We start from the raw sequence: 18,037 nt of genomic DNA, 5'->3' as shown, positions 1-18,037 counted from the left end.
CATGAGCGAGGACCGCGACCGCCGGACCGCACGGGCGTCCGTGCTGGTGACCGGCCTGGTCGTCGCCCTCGTCACGACGCTCTCCTCCTCGCTCCTGGCGCTCAACGCCGACGCGCCGCTCGCGGCCGGGGTCGCGATGCTCGCCATGGCGGTCGCCGCCCTCGTGCGTACGACGGCCGGCGGCGTCCTCGTGCTGCGCCCCGCGGCCTGGCCGGGCACCCGGCAGCCGGTGCCGACGCTGGCGGCGCGGGTCGCCGACCCGGTCCGGCACCCGGCCCGGCCGCGCGCTCCTGGGACGGCCCTCCGCTCGCGCTGACGCGCGACCCGGCCCCGTCCCTCTCATCCCAGGAGTTCCCGCATGTCCGTCCTCGATCCGCTGTCCCATGCCCTCGCCGCCGTCGTCGCCACGACCCACGCCGCCGTGACCGCCCTCGGCGCCGACCCCGACGCCGGCGGCACCTGGCTGCTGAGCATCGCCGCCGTGGTCGTGCTCGTCCGCCTCGCCCTGCTGCCCCTGGTGGTGCGCGGCGTCCGCCAGGCGCACGCCGCCGCCCGCGCCCGGCCACACCTGAAGCGCCTGTCCGAGAAGTACGCCGGCCGGCGGGACCCCGACAGCATGCGGGCGTTCCTCGAGGAGCGCCGGCAGCTGGGGGCGGAGCACGGGGTGTCGCGACTCGGCTGCCTGCCGACGCTGGCGCAGGTCCCGGTCTGGATGGCGCTCTACCACCTGCTCGCGCACGTCTCGGCCGGGACGACGGTCGGTGCGCTCACCCCGACGCTGGTCGCGTCCTTCGGCGCCGCGACGGTGCTGGGGGTGCCGCTCGCGGCGCACGGGTACGGCGGCGGCGGCGCCCACCTCGCCGTCGTCGCGGGCCTGGCCGGGACCGCGGCCGTGATCAGCTACGTGACGCAGCGCCACCTGGTGCTGCCCAACACCGTCACCGCCGACCTGCCCGAGACGATGCTCGGCGTCCAGCAGCTGGTGCCGCTGCTGTCGGCCGGCGGGATGCTGGTGGCCGGGGGCGTCGTACCGGTCGCGCTGCTCGCCTACTGGGTCTGCAGCTCGCTGTGGACCTGCGGCCAGGCCGCGGTCATCCACCGCTGGTTCCCCACCCCCGGATCGCCGGCGGCGCTGCGCCTCGAACGAGAGTGACCGGACGCGGACCCGACACACTGGCGGGGTGAGCGGACAGGTGGATGACATGAGCCCACCGCACGCCCCGCCACCCGTCCCGGCCGCCCGGGCGGACCGGTTCCGGACGTTCTACGCCGCGACGTACGCCGACCTGCTCCGCTTCGCCCAGCGCCGGGTCCATCCCAGCCATGCCGAGGACGTCGTCGCCGACGTCTTCCTCGTCGCGTGGCGACGGCTCGACGAGCTGCCCACCGCGCCGGGCGACGCCCGGGCCTGGCTGTTCGGCATCGCCCGCAACACGATCCTCAACGACCGGCGCTCCGGCCGGCGGCGCCAGGCGCTGACGGTCCGGCTGGCCGAGACGACCGTTCCCCCGGCAGGCACCGGGCCGGAGGCGGACCTCGACGCCGTGGCGCAACGGGTCGACCTGGCCGCAGCCTGGCGGCGCCTCTCGGCGGTCCACCAGGAGACCCTCGCGCTCCGGCTGTGGGACGGGCTCTCGGCACCGGAGGCGGCCCGGGTCCTGGGCATCTCGCCCGTCGCCTTCCGGCTGCGGCTCACCCGCGCGCGCCGCGCCCTGCGCGCGCACCTCGACCACCTCCCCGCCGCCGGGCGCGCCCCGGCCGGCCTCTCCGAGCGGAGCACCTCGTGAACGACCTCGACACCACCTTCGACACCACCTTCGACACCGCCCTGGACACCGCCCTGCGTCGGCTCGATCCCGCCGCTCCGGCACCGACGACACCAACGACACCGGCAGCACCGCCGGCCCTCGGCGAGCGCGCCCGCGCCGACCTCGACCGGATCCTGGCCACCGGCCCCGAGCCCACCGCCGACCCCTCCCTCCCGGTCCGCCGGCACCGCCCTCGGCGTACCCGACTGGTCGCCTGCGCCGCCGCGGTCGGCCTCCTCGCCGGCGGCGCCCTCCTCGCGCCCGCCCTGCTCGCGACCGGCGACGCCGCCTTCGCCAGCTGGACGGCGACCCCCGCTCCGCTCACCGCGGACGAGGCCGACGACGCCGTCGCCGACTGCCGGGACATGGGCGGTCCCCCCGGTGACGCGACCCTGACCGACCTGGCCGCCTCGACACTGTCGGTCGCCGAGCGACGCGGCGACTGGACCCTGGTCCTGCTGTCCGGCGAGGAGGGCTTCTCGGCGCTCTGCCTGCGGCGCGAGAGCTGGAACCCGTTCGCCCGCGCCGGGATCGGCTCCTTCGGGCGGACGGGCGACCAGGCACCCGGACCTCGGGAGCTCGTGGCCACCGACCTGGGCACCGGAGGCGTCGACGGCGACCTCCTCTCCCTCGCCGCCGGCGCGGCGGGCGCCGAGGTCGCGGGGGTGAGCTACGACTCCCGGACCTTCGGCCGGGTCGAGGCCACCGTCGCCCACGGCCACTTCGCCCTGTGGTTCCCCGGCGACGAGCTGGAGCACGCCTCCGCGGGGGTCACGGTCGAGGTCGCCTATCGCGACGGTACGACGGGGAGCCGCACCCTCACGCTCCAGTGAGCCAGGTCGCGTGCCTAGATGATTGATTCCAAGGTCTCGCACGCGCTGAGCGCCGCTCGCTGGCACGATCCCTTGGAATCAATCATCTAGTCGATCCGCGCCACCAGCGGCAGCCGGCTCCGCGCGCACAGCCCGACCGCGGCGGCGGTGAGCAGGGGCAGGCCGACGACCACGAGGGCGAGCAGCGGCCAGGGGACCGCGAGCAGGGTCGCGCCGTCGTCGCCCCGGGAGAGCGGCCGGCTCACCGCGATGCCGGGCACGAACCCGACCGGGGCGCCGAGCAGCGCGCCGACCAGCCCGACCACGAGGGCGTACGACGCCGCGACCCGCCGAGGGGTGCGCGGCCGGGCGCCGACGGCGGCCATGGTGGCGAGGTCGGGGCGGGCGTCGGAGAGCGCGAGGAAGGTCGCGGTCAGGGTGCCGCCGAGCATGAGGACGCCGCCGAGGACGGCGAGCACCCACTGCAGGATGAGCACGGCGGCCTCGGGCTCGTAGCCGCGCTCGACGACCGGGGCGCCGGCACCGGGGACGGTCGCCAGGGCCTCGTCGAGGTCCTGCTCCGCCGCCTCGGTGACGGGCGGGGCGACCACGACCGCCGTCGTACCCACGGTCAGGCCGAGCTGATCGGCGACCGGCGGCGGGAGCACCGCGGCCACCGGGCCGAGGCCGCCCGCGGGCCGCACGGTCTCCACGCCGACGTCGAGGCCGCGCTCGTCGCGCACCTCGCCGGTGTCGTCGGAGACCCGCACCGTCACGTGCATCTGGTCGGCCGGCTCGGGGCCGAAGGCAGCGGATCCCCGCACCAGCACGACGCGGCCCGCGGCCAGGGCACGGTCGGCCCGCGCCCGGTCGGCGGCGGTGAGCCCGACGGCGTCGGGGACGGCGGTGCCGACCAGGTGGCCGGTGCCGAGGGCGCCGGAGGTCGGCAGCACCAGCTCCTCCCCGCCGGACGCGAAGGACAGGTCGGTCCACCCCTGCGGGGTGTCGGATCTGACGCCGGCGACCTCCGCGACCTCGGCGCCGGGCAGCCGCTTGCCGAGGACCCGGCGGACGGCGGCGGTGTCGGCGGTGGGCTCGACGGGGACGGCGGCGTACCCGTGGGCGAGCCGGGGGTCGTAGTCCCGCTCGTCGGCGGCCTGCTGGCTGCTCAGTGCGATGCCGAGCGTGATGACGCCCGCGACCGTGGCGCCGACGGCGGCGACCGCGGGCACCGTGCGGGTGCGGTGCCGGGCGGCGTCGCGGGCGGCGAAGCGCAGCGCCAGCGGGAACCGCCGGGCCAGGCGGCCCACCAGCACCACGGCGCTCGGGACGAGCAGGATCATGCCGACGACGGCGAGGAGGGCCGACGCCCCGACGAGCGCGGGCGAGGCGCCGCTCGCCCGTGAGCCGGCCAGGCCGGACCCGACGCCCGCCGCGATGAGCACGAGGCCGAGCACGGGCGAGCGCCGCGACGCCCGCCCCTCCCCGCGGCGGCCGGCGAGGACGGCGACGACATCCTGCCGGGACGCCGACCGGGCCGGCACCACGGCGGCGAGGACCGCGGCCGCGAGACCGAAGGCGGCCACCACCAGCAGCAGCGGCCACGGCACCTCGAACGGCCCGAACCAGGTGCCCTGCCAGCGCTGCGCCACCGGCACGAGCAGCGCACCGAGCCCGATGCCGAGCACCGTCCCGGCGACGCCGCCGAGGACACCGACCACGACTCCCGAGGCGAGGACGGTACGACGCGCCTGGGCCGGCGTACCCCCGGCGGCCGCGACCAGCGCGAGCGTGCGCGCCTGCGCGCGGGCACGGACCGCGAAGGCCGGCCCGGCGAGCAGCACCACCTCGAGCAGCACCATGGTCACGACCAGCACCAGCGCGGTGAGCGTGGTCTCGTCGACCGGCTCGTCGCCGACCAGCTCGGGCGGCAGCTCCGCGGCCGGCGGCGGGTCGGACAGCACCTGCCGGGAGGCGGCGAGCAGGCCGACGGCGTTGAGCGCGCGGACGTCGTCCCAGGTGACCGGACCGCCGCCGACCAGCCACCGCGGCTGGGTGTCGGGCGTCCCGACCGCGCCGGGCAGCACCGCGGCCACCGGGCTGTCGCGGGTCGTCGCGCTCTCGACGATCCCCACGACCGTCAGCTCGGTCCGGGTCTCCCCGTCGTCGGTACGACGCAGCACGGCGAGGGTCTCCCCCAGGCCCGGGCCGCGCTCGACCAGCGCCGGGTTCACGACGACCTCGTCCGTCGTCCGCGGATAGCGGCCCTCCTCGAGCCGGAACAGCCCGTCGGTCAGCGGGTCGGCGAGATCGGCCTGGGTGACGACGACGTCGCCGACGCCGCGGTCGGTGGCGTAGGAGAGGTACTCCTGGGCGACGGGGAGGAGCGGCCGGCCGGACCCGAGCACCTCCCGGACCTCCTCCTCCGTCGCGCGGTGCTCCTCCTCGCCGACCCAGGACGTGGCCTGCTCGGGGTCGAAGACCTGCCGGACCTCGGTGGTGCCGCTGCCGGTGACCAGCGCGGCCGCCGTCCCCATCCGCCGGTCGACGCCCTCGGCGCCGGACACGTTCGCGGTGCGCCACACCACCGCGGCCGCGGCGACCGCGAGCACGGGCAGGCAGACGAGGACCAGCATGAGGGCGGTCTGCGCCCGGCGGCGTACCGCCTCCCGGCGGGCGAGCCGCAGCGCGATCCGCCAGCCGGCGAGCCGCGCGCCGCGGGAGGCGCTCATCGGGCGGCCGGCTCGGTCAGCACCTCGGCCCGGTCGGTGCCGGTCTCGTCGACCACGACGCCGTCGCGGAGGAAGACGACCCGATCCGCCCAGGCGGCGTGCCGGGCCTCGTGGGTGACCAGCACCCCGGCGGCACCGGCGTCGCAGCGCGCCCGCAGCAGCTGGAGGATCCCCTCGCCGGTCTCGGTGTCGAGCGCGCCGGTCGGCTCGTCGGCCAGGATCAGCCGCCGCTCACCGACCACGGCGCGCGCGATCGCCACCCGCTGCTGCTGGCCGCCCGACATGTCGTCGGGGAACCGCTCGGCGAGCTCGGCGATGCCGACCTCCTCCAGCGCCCGCAGCGCCTCCTCCCGCGCGGCGCGGGCCGGGACGCCGTCGAGCTCGCGCGGGAGGGCGACGTTCTCGGCGGCGGTGAGGGCGGGGATCAGGTTGAAGCCCTGGAAGACGTACCCGATCGAGGTACGCCGCATCCGCGCCCGCCCCTGCCGGTCGAGCCCGGCCAGGTCGGTGCCCTCGACCCGGACCGCGCCGGACGTCGGCTGGTCCAACCCGCCCGCGAGGGTGAGCAGGGTCGACTTCCCCGAGCCCGACGGGCCCATGACCGCCACCAGCTCCCCGGCGTGCGCGGCGAACGAGATCCCGCGCAGCGCGTGCACCTCGCCCGCGCCCGCTCCGTGGACCCGGGTGACGTCGGTCAGCTGCAGGACGGCGCTCATCGGACCGGCTTCCGCTGCGCGGCGGCCGCCTCGGCCGCCGGGGCCGCCGTACCGGACGAGCGCTCCACCGCCGCCCGCCGGAGCCGGGCCTCGCAGTGGTCGAGCCAGCGGATCTCGGCCTCGGCCCCGAACACCAGCGAGTCGAGGACCAGGCTCCAGGCGAGGTCGGCGGGCTCCGCGGAGCCGGCCGCCCGGCGCTTGAGCCGGGTGTAGTCCTGGAGGGCGGCCATGGTGGCGCTGCGCTGCTGCTGGATCACGGTGCCGACGTCGACGCCGGGCACGGTCACGGCCAGCGCGAGCTTGATGGCGAGCTCGTCGCGCGGCGGCTGGGTGCGGGCGACCGGGGTGGTGAACCAGGTGGCGACCTCGTCGCGCCCGGCGTCGGTGATCCGGTAGATCACGTGGCCCTCGCCGTCCTCGCCGTCGGCGCTGGTGAGGCCGTCGCGCTCCAGGCGGGTCAGCGTCGTGTAGACCTGCCCGACGTTGAGCGGCCAGGTCGTCCCGGTGCGCTGCTCGAACTCGGCGCGCAGCTGGTAGCCGTACATCGGCTGCTGCTCCAGCAGCGCCAGCAGGGCGTGCTTGACGGACATCGGGACTCCTCGGAGGACGGGTGCATACCGGGTATAGAGATGTATACCCGGTATACGTCGGCCCGTCCAACTCGTGCCCGCTACTCGCAGCCCTTGCGAACCTCCCCCGTGCAGGAGTCCTTGCCGCGCCCGCCGATCACGACGTCGTACCCGCCCTTGCCGTTGAGCACGTCCCGCCCGGCGCCGCCGCGCAGCACGTTGTCGAAGGCGTCGCCCAGGATCAGGTCGTCGTCGGGGGTGCCGCGGACCTCCTCGACCCGGGCGAGCCCGGTGCGGATCCGCAGGCTGGTGGTCTCGGACTCGGCGGTGGCCTGGCCGGTCGCGAGGTTGACGTAGACGCCGGAGGTCATGCCGGCGACGTACCCGTAGTAGAAGATCACCCGGTCGTGACCGGGCCCGCCGTCGAAGGAGCCGTCGGCCAGCGGCGCCCAGTAGGAGTCGGCCCCCTTGCCGCCTCGCGCGACGCCCACGCCGTAGAAGCGGTCGGCGCCGCGGCCGCCGTCCGCGCGGCCGGCGCCGTAGATGACGTCGTCCCCCCTGCCCCGAAGACCTTGGTCCGGGCGTTGCCGCAGATCAGGTCGTCGCCGTCCAGACCGAGGACGACGTCCCTGCCCTTGCCCCTTCCGGCCACGATGACGTCGCGCCCGTTCGTGCCGACGATGCGGTCGTCGCCCTTCGACGGGTCCACGATCGTGGCGCGCTTGCCCGCGCAGGTCGGCACCGCCGGCTTCGCGGGGGCGGGCGCGATCGTCCCGAGGAAGGTCGGCCCGCCGGCGAGCAGGACGGTCACGGTCAGGGCGATCCGGCGCACCAGGGCAGGATGCCAGCAGCGGGTCAGACGAGCGTGTACCTCACGCCCAGCGCGTCGTAGGTCGCCCGGGCCCGCCGGTCGCGGGTGAGCAGGGTCAGGTCGTGGTGGAGCGCGGTCAGCCCGACCAGGCCGTCGTAGACCGCGCCCCCGTCCACGCCCGCGGCGGCGCAGGTGGAGACCAGTGCGGCCTGCCCGGACTCCGGGAGACCGACGATGTCGAGGCCGAGCCCGTCGAGCGCGCGCGCCACCGCGGCCCCAGGCATCCGGAACGGCAGGGGCATCCGGGTCAGCGCACTGTAGGTCTCCAGGAGGACATGGGCCGGTACGGCGGTCACCTGCGATCTGAGGTCCCGCACTGTGGCGTGGTCGGGGTGGCGGGGGTTGAGCGCCGGGATCAGGACGCTGCTGTCACAGGCGGCGGTCACGGACCGCCTCCAGGGTCTCGCGGATCATCTCGTCGGTGAGCGGGGGCAGGTCCTCGTCCTTGTAGACGATCCGCGGGAATCCCCCTTCGGGGAACTCCACCTCGACCTCCGCCGGCGCGACCTCGATCTCGATCCGGCCGTCGGCGAAGAACAGGTCGACCTTCGCCCCGCCGGTCAGCCCCATCGCCTCGCGGATCGCCTTCGGGATCACGATCCGCCCCGCCGCGTCGACGGTGGTCTGGATGGCAGCAGTCATGGTAGGAGAATACCATCGCTTGTGCCATCGGACGGGTACGCAACACTGCCCCCATGACGACGGCATCGAGCCCTGAGAACAGGACGATCCTCATCACCGGCGCGTCCAGCGGCCTGGGGGCGGAGATGGCCCGGCAGTTCGCAGCCCTCGGGTACGACGTGGGGCTGGCCGCCCGGCGTACCGAGCGCCTGGCGGAGCTCGAGGCCGAGATCCGGGCGGCGCACCCCGGCCGGCGGGTCGCGCTCCGGCCGCTCGACGTGACCGACCACGCCGCGGTGTTCCGGGTCTTCGGCGAGCTGCGCGAGGAGCTCGGGCGGCTCGACCGGGTCGTGGTCAACGCCGGCCTCGGCAAGGGCGCCCGGCTCGGCACCGGGCGCTTCGACGCCAACCTGGAGACGGCGATGACCAATTTCGTCGGCGCGCTCGCGCAGACGGAGGCCGCGATGGAGGTCTTCCGCGCCCAGGAGGCCGGGCACCTGGTGATGGTGTCGTCGATGTCGGCGCTGCGCGGGATGCCGTCGTCGATGACGACCTACGCCGCCACGAAGGCCGGCGTCGCGCACCTGGCCGAGGGGATCCGCACCGAGCTGCACGGCACCCGGCTGCAGAAGCGGATCAAGGTGAGCGTGCTCTACCCCGGCTACATCCGCTCGGAGATGAACGACCAGGTCGACCAGGCCACGCCCCTGATGTCGTCGACCGAGAAGGGCGTGCGGGCGATGGTTTCCGCGATCGAGAAGGAGGTCGCCGACGCCTGCGTGCCGCCGTTGCCGTGGGCGGCGATGGCGCCGGTGATGAGGCATGCTCCGCTCGGCCTCCTCAAGAGGCTGATCTAGTGGTTGTCCTCCGGACGACGACCGGCGTCGCGCTGGTCGCCCTCGGGGCCGGCCTGGCGGTGCGGCCGTTCGCGTCGCTGGCCGTGCTGCTCCTGCTCGTGCTCGCCGGCCTGCTGGTCACGGCCGTCGCGGAGCTGCTCGACCTCCCCGAGGCCGGGCTGCCCCGGCGGCTCGCGCTGGCGCGGGCCGGACTCGCGCTGCTGGCCGCCGTGGTCCTGGTCGGGTGGACCGCGGCGGGCGTCGCCGCCGTCGTCGTGGTCGTCGGGCTGACCCTGCTCGGCCACGGCGCGCTGGACGTGTGGACCGCGCGGCGGCTGCGGGGCACGGACCGCTGGAACGCGCTCCTCGGCGGCGTCGCCGCGATCGCGTTCGGCCTGCTGGCCCTGGCCTGGCCGGACGTGAGCGTGGTGCTGATCGGCGTCCTCTTCGGGGTCCGGCTGCTGCTGCTCGGCGCCCGCCTGCTGGCGGGCCGCCGGCGGCGGCACGCCCGCACCGTCCTCGGCAGCGCCCTGGTCGCGGTCCTCGCGCTCGTGCTGCTCGTCGTCGGCCTCGCCCTCGACCGGGCGGCGCCGCGGCCCGACGCGTTCTACACCGCGCCGGCCTCTGTCCCCGACGCGCCGGGCGTGCTGATCCGCAGCCAGCCGTTCACCCGGTCGGTCCCCTCCGACGCGCGGGCGTGGCGGATCCTCTACACGACGACCCGCGACGACGGGGTGCCGGCGGTGGCGAGCGGACTGGTCGTCGTCCCCCGGGAGCGGGCGGCGGACCTCCCCGTCGTCGCGTGGGCGCACGGCACCACCGGCATCGCGCGCGGCTGCGCCCCCAGCCTCGGCGAGCCGTTCACGTCCGGCGCCCTCTTCGCCCTCGACGACGTCGTGGACCGCGGCTGGGCGCTGGTCGCCACCGACTACGTCGGGCTCGGCACCGACGGCCCGCACCCGTACCTCATCGGGCAGGGCGAGGGCCGCTCCGTCCTCGACGCCGTGCGCGCCGCCCGGCAGCTGACCGACGCCGGGCTCGGCGAGCGCACCGTGCTGTGGGGGCACAGCCAGGGCGGGCACGCCGCGCTGTGGGCGGGCGCGCTCGCGCCGTCGTACGCACCGGACGTGCCGCTCGACGGCGTCGCCGCGCTGGCGCCGGCCAGCGACCTGACCGCGCTGGTCGACGGGCTCGGCGAGATGACCGGCGGCGAGCTGTTCGGGTCGTACGTGATCGCCGCCTACGCCCGGGCGTACGACGACGTGCGGCTGCGCTCCTACGTCCGGCCGGCCGCGCGGGCGATCGTCGAGGAGATCGCGGCCCGCTGCCTGGCCGAGCCCAGCACCCTCGTCTCGGTCGCGACCCTGCTGTCCCTCGACAAGCCGATCTGGAACGGCGATCCCACTCGCGGCCCGCTCGCCCGGCGGCTGGCCGAGAACATCCCCGCCGGCGTCATCCCGGCGCCGCTGCTGGTCGCGCAGGGGCTCGACGACGACCTGATCCGCCCGGCCGCCCAGGAGGCGTGGGTGGCTGCGCGGTGCGCGGCGGGACAGGCGATCGACTACCGCGAGTACGCCGGCCGGGAGCACGTCTCGCTCGTCGAGGCCGACTCCCCGGCCATCGCCGACCTGCTCGCGTGGACCGCGGACCGGCTCGCCGGGCCGTCCGGTGGGCTCCCGGCTCAGCCGCCGCCGGCTGGCACCTGCCCACCGCGCTGACGGGCGACCGCTCGCGGGAGCACGATCTCCAGGTCCAGGCCCGCGGCGGCGTGGGAGAGGCCGCGGTGCTCGCGGCCGGGGATCGCCGCCGCCACGGTGACCACGACGAAGAGGAGCAGCACCGGGCCCGCCCAGGATCCGGGCACCGCCACCAGCACGAGGAACGGCCCGACGCCGGTGGCGAGCTTGACCGGCCGGGCGACCACCGGGACCCGGCCGCCGCGCCGCGCGACCGTTCGCACCGACACCACCCACTCGCCCACGGTCCGGCCGGCCAGCAGCACGGAGCAGACCTCGACCAGCGCCGGGACGCCCCACTGCAGCAGGCGCTGCGGCGTGGTGGGGAGCTCGTCGTACGCGACGTCGAGGACGTAGAGCTGCACGGCGCGGTAGGCGACGGCGAGCGCCGAGCCGAGCAGGAGGACGAACAGCCCGTCGCAGACCATCCCGACCAGGCGGCGGCCGTAGGTGATCGTCGTCGGCCAGACCACCTCCGGGCGCCGGCGCCGGATGAAGATCGCCGCGACCAGCGAGCCCAGGGTGGCGCCGAGGGTGTTGATCATCAGGTCGTCGACGTCGAAGAGCCGGTAGGCGCAGTCGTAGAGGTGCCACACGCCGGTGGCCTGGGTGGTCTCGATCAGCAGCGAGATCCCGAAGCCCAGCGCGGTGGCGACGACGACGCCGCGCCGCGCGATCCGTCGCACGAACCAGCCGAGGGGCACGAACAGCAGCACGTTGAGCGCCGCCTGCAGGAACGCCGGGTCGTGCACCAGCGCCGAGAGCCCGGCCCGCGACCCGAGGTCGCCCCAGTCGATCCCGCGGATCGTGTCGAAGGGGACGGTCTGCCTGCCCACGCACGTGTAGTCATCCGAGGCGGGCATCGGGAGCAGCGTGTACGTCCACAGCGCCAGCCCGTAGACCGCGCCGGACAGCAGCACCGCGAGGTCGCGCGGGCCGAGCCGCCCGTCGCGGCGGTACTCCACCGCCGCGACCGGGAGCAGCAGCACCACCGCGACGACGCTGCCCAGCACCGTCGCGACGACGGCGTTCAGCATCTGGTCGGACATCGCTCCGGCTCCGGATCACCGGTAGGTCAGCAGCGTCCGCGGCAGGTGCGGGTGCTCGTTGAACGTCAGCAGTCGCGCACCGGTCGCGCCGGCGATCACGCGGGTGACGGAGGTGTTGGCGATGACGGTGTTGAACCGCGCCCACACCGGGCCGAGGGCCGCACCCGCCGAGGCTTCCGGTACGACGAGCAGGGCGGCCAGCGCCGCGATCACTCCCCCGGACGTGACCACCAGGGCGGGTCCGGGGCGCGCCGCCGCGGCGTCGAGGGCGGCCCGCGCGCGGCCGACGAAGTCGTCGTACGGCTCGGGGTAGCCGCCGTCGGGGCCGGCAGCGCTCCAGTGGGCGGTGGAGACCTCGAACTGCTCCTGGAAGGCGCGGCGGTCGGCTCCGTGGTCGACGACGGAGCCGGTCAGCTCGGCGTACCGGGCCAGGACGGCGGTGTGGTCGAACTCCGCCCAGTCGGCGTCGGTCTCGGCCAGGCCGGCGCCGAGACCGGCGCCGTCGGCGATCGCCTCCCAGGTCTCGCGGTGCCGGCGCATCCCGCCGTGCACCACCGACGCCGGCGCGGGCCCCTGCTCGGCGAGCCAGCGGCCGAGCACCCGGCCCTGCTCCCAGCCGTTCGCGGAGAGCACGTCGTAGTCGTCCGCGCCGAAGGACGCCTGGCCGTGGCGGACCAGCAGCAGGACGCCCATCAGGCCGGGCTCACTGGCGCCTGACCCAGTTTGCGGGCCTGCGCGCGCATCACCGCGTCGTACGACGCCCGGTCGGTCTGCTTGAGCCGGTACGCCGCCCGTGCCGCCTCGTCCGGGACGATCAGCTCGGTGCCCGCGTCGATCGCGTCGAGCACCGCGGCGGCGATGTCGTCGGCGCTGACCGGGCTGTCCTCGACCAGCCGCGTCATCACCTGCTGCAGCGCGGCGTCCCGGCCCTCGACGCCGGCCATCAGGTTGGTACGGAAGTACGACGGACACACCACGTGGGCGCTCACCCCGTGGGCGGCCAGCTCGTGGCCGGTGGTCTCGGTGAGGGCGACGACCGCGGCCTTGGTCGCGTTGTAGCCGGCCATCCCGGCCGGGTGGACCAGGCCCGCGAGCGAGGCGACGTTGACGATCCGGCCGCCGCCCTGGCGCTTGAACACCGGCGTGAACGCCGCCGTGCCGCGCACCGCGCCGAGCAGGTTGACGTCGACCAGCCGCTGCCACTCGTCGAGCCCGGACACGTCGAGCCGCCCGCCGCCGGCGATGCCGGCGTTGTTGACCAGGACGTCGAGGCCGCCCCAGGCCTGCTCGACGTACGCGCGAACCGCGGCCCAGTCGTCGTCGCTGGTGATGTCGAGGAGGCGGATGCCGTCGCCGGCCGCGCGGTCGGTGCGGAGCACGTCGGCACCCCGGGCCTCCCACGCCCGGGCGAGGGCGGCGCCGAGCCCGGAGGCGGCGCCGGTGATCAGGACACGGAGCGGCTGCGGAGGCTGATCGGTCACCCGCCGACCCTACCCAGCGCTCAGCTGCACAGGCCCGCGGCCGCCCGGTCGTCGTCGGAGAGGCTGTCGCTCTCCGGACCGGTGGCGGAGGGGTCGGCGGAGGGGTCGGCGGAGGGGTCGGCGGAGGGGTCGGCGGACGCGGAGGGGTCGGCGGAGGGCGTGCCCGTCGCATGCCCGCTCGGGCCGTCGTCGGCGCGGAGCGACTGCCGCAGGAACCGCGGCGTCAGCGGCTGGTCGGTGCGGACCAGCTCCCACAGCTCCTCGACCTCCGGGAGCCACTCGACGCCGCCGCTCACCTTGTCGGTGTCGAGGGTCCACGGCGTGGTGACGAACCTGATGTCGCCGGCGCCGATCCCCTGCGCGCTGAGCGCCAGGTCCGCCATCGCCGCGACGTTCTCGAAGTCGGTCTGCAGCGACGACGTCGCGGCGTTCATGAAGCCGATCAGCCGGTCCGGGCGGGCCAGCATCCCACGGGTGAGCGCCTTGTCGATCATCGCGCCGATCAGCGCCTGCTGCCGGCGGGTGCGGTACGGGTCGATGCCGCCGCTGATGCCGTAGCGCACCCGCGAGTAGGCGAGCGCCTCGTCGCCGTCGACCTCGCGGGTCCCGGCCTTCAGGTGGATGTCGTGCTCCGGATCGTCGATGGCCTGCGGCAGGCACACCTCGACGCCGTCGAGCGCGTTCACCATGTCCTTGAAGTGCTTGAAGTCGACCACGACGTAGTGGTCGACGTGGATGCCGGTGAGCTGCTCGAGCTGCTGCTGCGTGCAGCCGGGCCCGCCCACGGCGTACGCCGCGTTCCACTTCTGGTACGTCGTCGCGGCGGCGATCTCGCTGCCGTCGGCGCGGTAGCAGGTCGGCCGCATCACCGCGGTGTCGCGCGGGATCGAGATGCCGTAGGCGAACTCCCGGTTCGCCGAGAGGTGGAACAGGATGGTGGTGTCCGACCCGCCGCCGCCCTCCTCGCCGTCGATGTCGTTGCCCTCGCCCGAGCGGGTGTCGTCCCCCATGACGAGGATGTCAACGGCGTCGGTCTGCTTCTCCGGCCGGTTCTTGACCACGATCGGCGGGTGCCGCAGGTTGCCGTTCCAGTGGTCGTAGACCAGCACCACGCCCAGGCCGGTCAGCAGCCCGAGCGCGACCAGGCTGGCGACGACCACCCGGAGCACGGTCCGCTCCGGCCGGGCAACCCGCCGTCGTCCACGCATGCCGGAAAGGTACCGGGCCGCCCGCTACCGGCGGCGCAGCCGACCGGACTTCTTGCCCGCTTCTCGCGCTTGTCGCCCGTTGCAACGGGCGACAAGCGCAGGAATCACCGCCGAAGCGGTGATTCCTGCGCCGGGTCGGGTCAGGCGGGGAAGCCCTTGCCCGAGGCGGCCAGCTCGCGCAGCCACGGGGTGGCCTCGAACCGGTCGCCGTACTTCGCGGCCAGCTCGTCGGCGCGGGCGAGGAAGGCGTCGAGCCCGATCTCGCCGGTGGCCTTGTTCTCGTAGCCGGTCATGAACTGGGCGGCGCCACCGGTGTTGGGCGGGAAGCCGATGCCCATGATCGAGCCGATGTTCGCGGCGGCCGCCGAGGTGATGACGCCCTCCTCGAAGGTCTTCGCGGTCTCGAGGGCCTCGGCGACGAGCATCCGGTCGCGGATGTCCTGGATCGGCGGCTGCTCCTCGGCGACGGGGAACAGGTCGGCGAGGCCGGCCCAGATGGAGCCGCGCTTGCCGTCCTCGTAGTCGTAGAAGCCGGCACCGCGCAGGCGGCCCGCGCGGCCGGCCTCCAGCATCTTCTCGACCACCAGGCTGCCCGGGTGGACCGGGTAGTCCGGGTTGGCCTCCTTGGTGGCCTTCGCGATCTTGGCCATCAGCTCGAGGTTGAGCTCGTCGGAGAGCTGCAGCACCGGCGCCGGGTAGCCGGCCGAGGTGGTGGCCCGCTCGATGGAGTACGGCGCCACGCCCTCCGCGAGCATCGCCATGCCCTCGTTGACCATGAACCCGATGACCCGCGAGGTGTAGAAGCCGCGGCTGTCGTTGACCACGATCGGCGTCTTGCGGATCTGCAGGACGACGTCGTACGCCTTGGCCAGCGCCTCGTCGGAGGTCTCCTTGCCGGCGATGATCTCGACCAGGGGCATCTTGTCGACGGGCGAGAAGAAGTGCAGGCCGATGAACCGCTTCTGGTCCTCGGCGTTCTCCAGGCCCGCGGCGAGCTCGGTGATCGGCAGCGTCGAGGTGTTCGAGCACAGCAGCGCGTCGGGCGCGAGGTGCGGCAGGATCTCGGCGAAGACCTTGGCCTTGAGGGCCGGGTCCTCGAAGACCGCCTCGACCACGAGGTCGGCGCCGGCCGCGGCGGCCGGGTCGTCGGTCGCGGTGATCCGGCCGAGCAGCTCGGCCTTCTTCTCGTCGGTCGAGCGTCCCCGCGAGATCGCCTTGTCGAGCAGGCCCTCGGAGTACGCCTTGCCCTTCTCGGCCGCCTCGACCGAGATGTCCTTGAGGACGACCTCGGCGCCGGCCTTGGCCAGCACGTAGGCGATGCCCGCGCCCATCATGCCCGCACCCAGCACGACGGCCTTCGTGGCCTTGTAGGGCTCGATGCCCTGCGGGCGGAGCGAGCCGGAGTTGATCGCCTGCAGGTCGAAGAAGAACGCCTGGATCATGTTCTTCGAGCCCTGGTTGACGACCAGGTTGGCCAGGTAGCGCGACTCGATCCGCGAGGCGGTGTCGAAGTCGACCTGCGCGCCCTCGACCGCGGCGGACAGGATCGCGCGCGGCGCCGGGTAGTCGGCACCCTTGAGCTGCTTGCGCAGCAGGGCCGGGAAGGCCGGGAGGAAGCCGGCCAGCGCGGGCGACTTCGGCGTACCGCCGGGCATCTTGTAGCCGGGAGCGTCCCACGGCGACAGCGCGGCCTCGGGGTTGGCCTTGATCCACGCCTTCGCGGCCGGGACCAGCTCCTCCTGGGTGGCGACCAGCTCGTCGACGACGCCCTTCTCCAGCGCCTTGGTCGGGTTGAACTGGGTGCCCTGGAGCAGCACGTCCATCAGCGCGGTCTGCAGGCCCCACTTCCGGACGGCGCGGGTGACGCCGCCGCCGCCGGGGAGCAGGCCGAGGGTGGCCTCGGGCAGCCCGATCTTGATCCTCGGGTCGTCGACCAGGATGCGGTGCTGGGTGGCGAGGGTGATCTCGTAGCCGCCGCCGAGCGCGGCGCCGTTGATGGCGGCCACGACCGGCTTCGGGAAGAGCTCGAGCCGGCGCAGGGCCTGCTTGATGCTCTCGCACTGGGCGAACACGTCGCCGGCGTTCTCCTTGGTGGTCTGGACCATCAGCTTGAGGTCGCCGCCGGCGAAGAAGGTCTTCTTCGCGGAGGTGATGACGACGCCGGTGATGTCGTCCTGCTCGGCGTACAGGCGCTCGACCGCGGCCGCCATGGACTCGCGGTAGAGCTCGTTCATGGTGTTCGCGCTCTGGTTGGGGTCGTCGAGGGTGAGGGTGACGATGCCGTCGGCGTCACGGTCGTAGCGGACCGCGGTTGCAGTGTCGGTGCTCAATGTCGTTCCTTGAGGGAGTTCGAGAGGTTCGAGGGAGTACGGCGCTCAGACGCGCTCGACGATGGTCGCGATGCCCATGCCGCCGCCGACGCAGAGCGTGGCGAGGCCGCGGCGCAGGTCGCGCCGCTCGAGCTCGTCGATCAGGGTGCCGAGGATCATCGCGCCGGTCGCACCCAGGGGGTGGCCCATCGCGATGGCGCCGCCGTTGACGTTGGTGATGTCGTGGCCGATGCCCAGGTCGCGCATGAACCGCATGGCGACGGCGGCGAACGCCTCGTTGATCTCGAACAGGTCGATGTCGCCGACCTCGAGGCCGGCCTTGGCCAGCGCCTTGCGGGCGGCCGGGGCCGGACCGGTCAGCATGATGATCGGGTCCGCGCCGGAGACGGCGGTGGCGATGATGCGGGCCCGCGGGGTCAGGCCGAGGTCCTGGCCGACCTGCTCGTTGCCGATCAGGGTGAGCGCGGCGCCGTCGACGATGCCGGAGGAGTTGCCGGCGTGGTGGACGTGGTCGATCCTCTCCAGCCAGTGGTACTTCTCCAGCGCCACGTCGTCGAAGCCGGCGTCGGCGCCGAGCTGGGCGAAGGACGGCTTGAGGCCGGCGAGGCCCTCGACGGAGGTGTCGGGGCGCACGGTCTCGTCGCGGTCGAGGATGGTCAGGCCGCTGATGTCCCTGACCGGGACGATCGCGCCGTCGAAGTAGCCGTTGGCCTGCGCCTTGGCGGCGCGGTGGTGGGACTCGGCGGCGTACGCGTCGACGTCCTCGCGGTTCCAGCCCTCGATGGTGGCGATCAGGTCGGCGCCGATGCCCTGCGGCACGAAGCCCGCCTTGAACGCGGTCGACGGGTCGGAGGCCCAGGCGCCGCCGTCGGAGCCCATCGGGACCCGGCTCATCGACTCGACGCCACCGGCGACGATCAGGTCCTCGAACCCGCCGCGCACGCGGCCGGCGGCCTGGTTGACGGCCTCGAGGCCGGAGGCGCAGAAGCGGTTGAGCTGGACGCCGGCGACGGTGTCCGGCAGGCCGGCGGCGATGGCCGCGGTCTTGGCGATGTCGCCGCCCTGGTCGCCGATCGGCGAGACGACGCCGAGGACGACGTCGTCGATCCGCTCGGTGTCGAGACCCGGGTTGCGCTCCTGCACGGCGTCGAGCAGCCCGACGGCGAGATCGACCGGCTTCACCTCGTGGAGGGAGCCGTTGGCCTTGCCCCGGCCGCGCGGCGTGCGGAGGTGGTCGTACACGAATGCTTCTGCCATGACCGTCCTTG

At 74.7% G+C, this 18,037-nt stretch carries 19 protein-coding genes; 6 read left to right on the top strand and 13 right to left on the bottom strand.

Translation table 11 applies throughout. The annotated features are described in order from the left end of the window. The first annotated feature begins 1 nt into the window (after position 1). The 4 genes from FIV44_RS16190 to FIV44_RS16175 are packed head-to-tail and all read left to right on the top strand — an operon-like array spanning position 2 to position 2,641. Positions 2 to 316 (top strand): hypothetical protein, encoded by a 315-nt coding sequence (locus FIV44_RS16190; protein ID WP_141005329.1) that lies wholly within the window; start codon positions 2 to 4, stop codon positions 314 to 316. Positions 317 to 358: 42 nt separating this feature from the next. Beyond that, on the top strand, positions 359 to 1,153 hold the full coding sequence (gene yidC, locus FIV44_RS16185; protein ID WP_141005328.1) for a membrane protein insertase YidC: 795 nt from the start codon (positions 359 to 361) through the stop codon (positions 1,151 to 1,153). 49 nt (positions 1,154 to 1,202) lie between these two features. Further along, positions 1,203 to 1,787 carry an RNA polymerase sigma factor gene (locus tag FIV44_RS16180; protein WP_141005327.1) on the top strand — a complete coding sequence of 195 codons (585 nt, stop codon included), beginning with the start codon at positions 1,203 to 1,205 and terminating at the stop codon, positions 1,785 to 1,787. Beyond that, positions 1,784 to 2,641 carry a hypothetical protein gene (locus FIV44_RS16175; RefSeq protein ID WP_141005326.1) on the top strand — a complete coding sequence of 286 codons (858 nt, stop codon included), beginning with the start codon at positions 1,784 to 1,786 and terminating at the stop codon, positions 2,639 to 2,641. The genes FIV44_RS16180 and FIV44_RS16175 overlap by 4 nt, the downstream gene beginning before the upstream one ends. Before the next feature lie 86 nt (positions 2,642 to 2,727). Here the strand turns inward: FIV44_RS16175 and FIV44_RS16170 are convergent, their stop codons facing one another. The 7 genes from FIV44_RS16170 to FIV44_RS16140 all read right to left on the bottom strand — a co-directional run bounded on the left by FIV44_RS16170 (position 2,728) and on the right by FIV44_RS16140 (position 8,150). Continuing rightward, positions 2,728 to 5,352, bottom strand: coding sequence for an ABC transporter permease (locus FIV44_RS16170; RefSeq protein ID WP_141005325.1), 2,625 nt, complete (start codon positions 5,350 to 5,352; stop codon positions 2,728 to 2,730). Next, complete coding sequence (locus FIV44_RS16165) at positions 5,349 to 6,068, bottom strand: ABC transporter ATP-binding protein (protein WP_141005324.1); 720 nt, start codon at positions 6,066 to 6,068, stop codon at positions 5,349 to 5,351. Before FIV44_RS16165 ends, FIV44_RS16170 begins: the two co-directional genes overlap by 4 nt. Beyond that, positions 6,065 to 6,658 carry a PadR family transcriptional regulator gene (locus tag FIV44_RS16160; RefSeq protein ID WP_141005323.1) on the bottom strand — a complete coding sequence of 198 codons (594 nt, stop codon included), beginning with the start codon at positions 6,656 to 6,658 and terminating at the stop codon, positions 6,065 to 6,067. Before FIV44_RS16160 ends, FIV44_RS16165 begins: the two co-directional genes overlap by 4 nt. An 80-nt stretch (positions 6,659 to 6,738) precedes the next feature. After that, a complete protein-coding gene (locus FIV44_RS16155) occupies positions 6,739 to 7,038 on the bottom strand; it encodes a calcium-binding protein (RefSeq protein WP_141005322.1) in 300 nt (99 codons plus the stop codon). After that, positions 7,035 to 7,469 (bottom strand): hypothetical protein, encoded by a 435-nt coding sequence (locus FIV44_RS16150; protein WP_141005321.1) that lies wholly within the window; start codon positions 7,467 to 7,469, stop codon positions 7,035 to 7,037. Before FIV44_RS16150 ends, FIV44_RS16155 begins: the two co-directional genes overlap by 4 nt. 23 nt (positions 7,470 to 7,492) lie before the next feature. After that, positions 7,493 to 7,894 carry a PIN domain-containing protein gene (locus FIV44_RS16145; RefSeq protein ID WP_141005320.1) on the bottom strand — a complete coding sequence of 134 codons (402 nt, stop codon included), beginning with the start codon at positions 7,892 to 7,894 and terminating at the stop codon, positions 7,493 to 7,495. Beyond that, the gene (locus FIV44_RS16140; protein WP_219996039.1) at positions 7,878 to 8,150 is read right to left on the bottom strand and encodes an AbrB/MazE/SpoVT family DNA-binding domain-containing protein; all 273 of its coding nucleotides are present in this window, start codon (positions 8,148 to 8,150) and stop codon (positions 7,878 to 7,880) included. Before FIV44_RS16140 ends, FIV44_RS16145 begins: the two co-directional genes overlap by 17 nt. A 53-nt stretch (positions 8,151 to 8,203) precedes the next feature. On the opposite strand from FIV44_RS16140, the gene FIV44_RS16135 reads away from it, so the two are divergent. Both FIV44_RS16135 and FIV44_RS16130 read left to right on the top strand, forming a co-directional pair. After that, a complete protein-coding gene (locus FIV44_RS16135) occupies positions 8,204 to 8,986 on the top strand; it encodes an SDR family oxidoreductase (protein ID WP_141005319.1) in 783 nt (260 codons plus the stop codon). Then, positions 8,986 to 10,683, top strand: coding sequence for a lipase family protein (locus FIV44_RS16130; RefSeq protein ID WP_219996038.1), 1,698 nt, complete (start codon positions 8,986 to 8,988; stop codon positions 10,681 to 10,683). The genes FIV44_RS16135 and FIV44_RS16130 overlap by 1 nt, the downstream gene beginning before the upstream one ends. On the opposite strand, the gene FIV44_RS16125 is transcribed toward FIV44_RS16130, so the two are convergent. From FIV44_RS16125 to FIV44_RS16100, 6 genes are all read right to left on the bottom strand, one after another. After that, positions 10,647 to 11,750: a VanZ family protein gene (locus FIV44_RS16125; protein WP_141005317.1), complete on the bottom strand. Its 1,104-nt coding sequence runs from the start codon at positions 11,748 to 11,750 to the stop codon at positions 10,647 to 10,649. The two genes, FIV44_RS16130 and FIV44_RS16125, sit on opposite strands and share 37 nt — an antisense overlap. Positions 11,751 to 11,765: 15 nt before the next feature. Beyond that, positions 11,766 to 12,443 carry a histidine phosphatase family protein gene (locus tag FIV44_RS16120; protein WP_141005316.1) on the bottom strand — a complete coding sequence of 226 codons (678 nt, stop codon included), beginning with the start codon at positions 12,441 to 12,443 and terminating at the stop codon, positions 11,766 to 11,768. Further along, on the bottom strand, positions 12,443 to 13,231 hold the full coding sequence (locus tag FIV44_RS16115) for an SDR family NAD(P)-dependent oxidoreductase (RefSeq protein ID WP_141005315.1): 789 nt from the start codon (positions 13,229 to 13,231) through the stop codon (positions 12,443 to 12,445). Before FIV44_RS16115 ends, FIV44_RS16120 begins: the two co-directional genes overlap by 1 nt. A gap of 20 nt (positions 13,232 to 13,251) precedes the next feature. Then, positions 13,252 to 14,439, bottom strand: coding sequence for an LCP family protein (locus FIV44_RS16110; protein ID WP_141005314.1), 1,188 nt, complete (start codon positions 14,437 to 14,439; stop codon positions 13,252 to 13,254). A 140-nt stretch (positions 14,440 to 14,579) separates the two neighbouring features. Next, positions 14,580 to 16,769, bottom strand: coding sequence for a 3-hydroxyacyl-CoA dehydrogenase NAD-binding domain-containing protein (locus tag FIV44_RS16105; RefSeq protein WP_219996037.1), 2,190 nt, complete (start codon positions 16,767 to 16,769; stop codon positions 14,580 to 14,582). A gap of 45 nt (positions 16,770 to 16,814) precedes the next feature. Next, the gene (locus tag FIV44_RS16100; RefSeq protein ID WP_141005313.1) at positions 16,815 to 18,026 is read right to left on the bottom strand and encodes an acetyl-CoA C-acetyltransferase; all 1,212 of its coding nucleotides are present in this window, start codon (positions 18,024 to 18,026) and stop codon (positions 16,815 to 16,817) included. Positions 18,027 to 18,037: the final 11 nt, after the last annotated feature.

The sequence above is a fragment of the Nocardioides humi genome, from assembly GCF_006494775.1.
In the GTDB taxonomy this organism is placed as follows: domain Bacteria; phylum Actinomycetota; class Actinomycetes; order Propionibacteriales; family Nocardioidaceae; genus Nocardioides; species Nocardioides humi.
This window is presented reverse-complemented; position numbering and strand designations above follow the sequence as displayed.

What these genes read in the sequence shown, in the direction of transcription:
- FIV44_RS16110 (WP_141005314.1), bottom strand. Translation starts at nt 14,439, where the DNA reads ATGCGTGGACGACGGCGGGTTGCCCGGCCGGAGCGGACCGTGCTCCGG.
- FIV44_RS16140 (WP_219996039.1), bottom strand. Translation starts at nt 8,150, where the DNA reads ATGACTGCTGCCATCCAGACCACCGTCGACGCGGCGGGGCGGATCGTG.
- FIV44_RS16120 (WP_141005316.1), bottom strand. Translation starts at nt 12,443, where the DNA reads ATGGGCGTCCTGCTGCTGGTCCGCCACGGCCAGGCGTCCTTCGGCGCG.
- FIV44_RS16125 (WP_141005317.1), bottom strand. Translation starts at nt 11,750, where the DNA reads ATGTCCGACCAGATGCTGAACGCCGTCGTCGCGACGGTGCTGGGCAGC.
- FIV44_RS16180 (WP_141005327.1), top strand. Translation starts at nt 1,203, where the DNA reads ATGAGCCCACCGCACGCCCCGCCACCCGTCCCGGCCGCCCGGGCGGAC.
- FIV44_RS16165 (WP_141005324.1), bottom strand. Translation starts at nt 6,068, where the DNA reads ATGAGCGCCGTCCTGCAGCTGACCGACGTCACCCGGGTCCACGGAGCG.
- FIV44_RS16190 (WP_141005329.1), top strand. Translation starts at nt 2, where the DNA reads ATGAGCGAGGACCGCGACCGCCGGACCGCACGGGCGTCCGTGCTGGTG.
- FIV44_RS16160 (WP_141005323.1), bottom strand. Translation starts at nt 6,658, where the DNA reads ATGTCCGTCAAGCACGCCCTGCTGGCGCTGCTGGAGCAGCAGCCGATG.
- FIV44_RS16100 (WP_141005313.1), bottom strand. Translation starts at nt 18,026, where the DNA reads ATGGCAGAAGCATTCGTGTACGACCACCTCCGCACGCCGCGCGGCCGG.
- yidC (WP_141005328.1), top strand. Translation starts at nt 359, where the DNA reads ATGTCCGTCCTCGATCCGCTGTCCCATGCCCTCGCCGCCGTCGTCGCC.
- FIV44_RS16170 (WP_141005325.1), bottom strand. Translation starts at nt 5,352, where the DNA reads ATGAGCGCCTCCCGCGGCGCGCGGCTCGCCGGCTGGCGGATCGCGCTG.
- FIV44_RS16135 (WP_141005319.1), top strand. Translation starts at nt 8,204, where the DNA reads ATGACGACGGCATCGAGCCCTGAGAACAGGACGATCCTCATCACCGGC.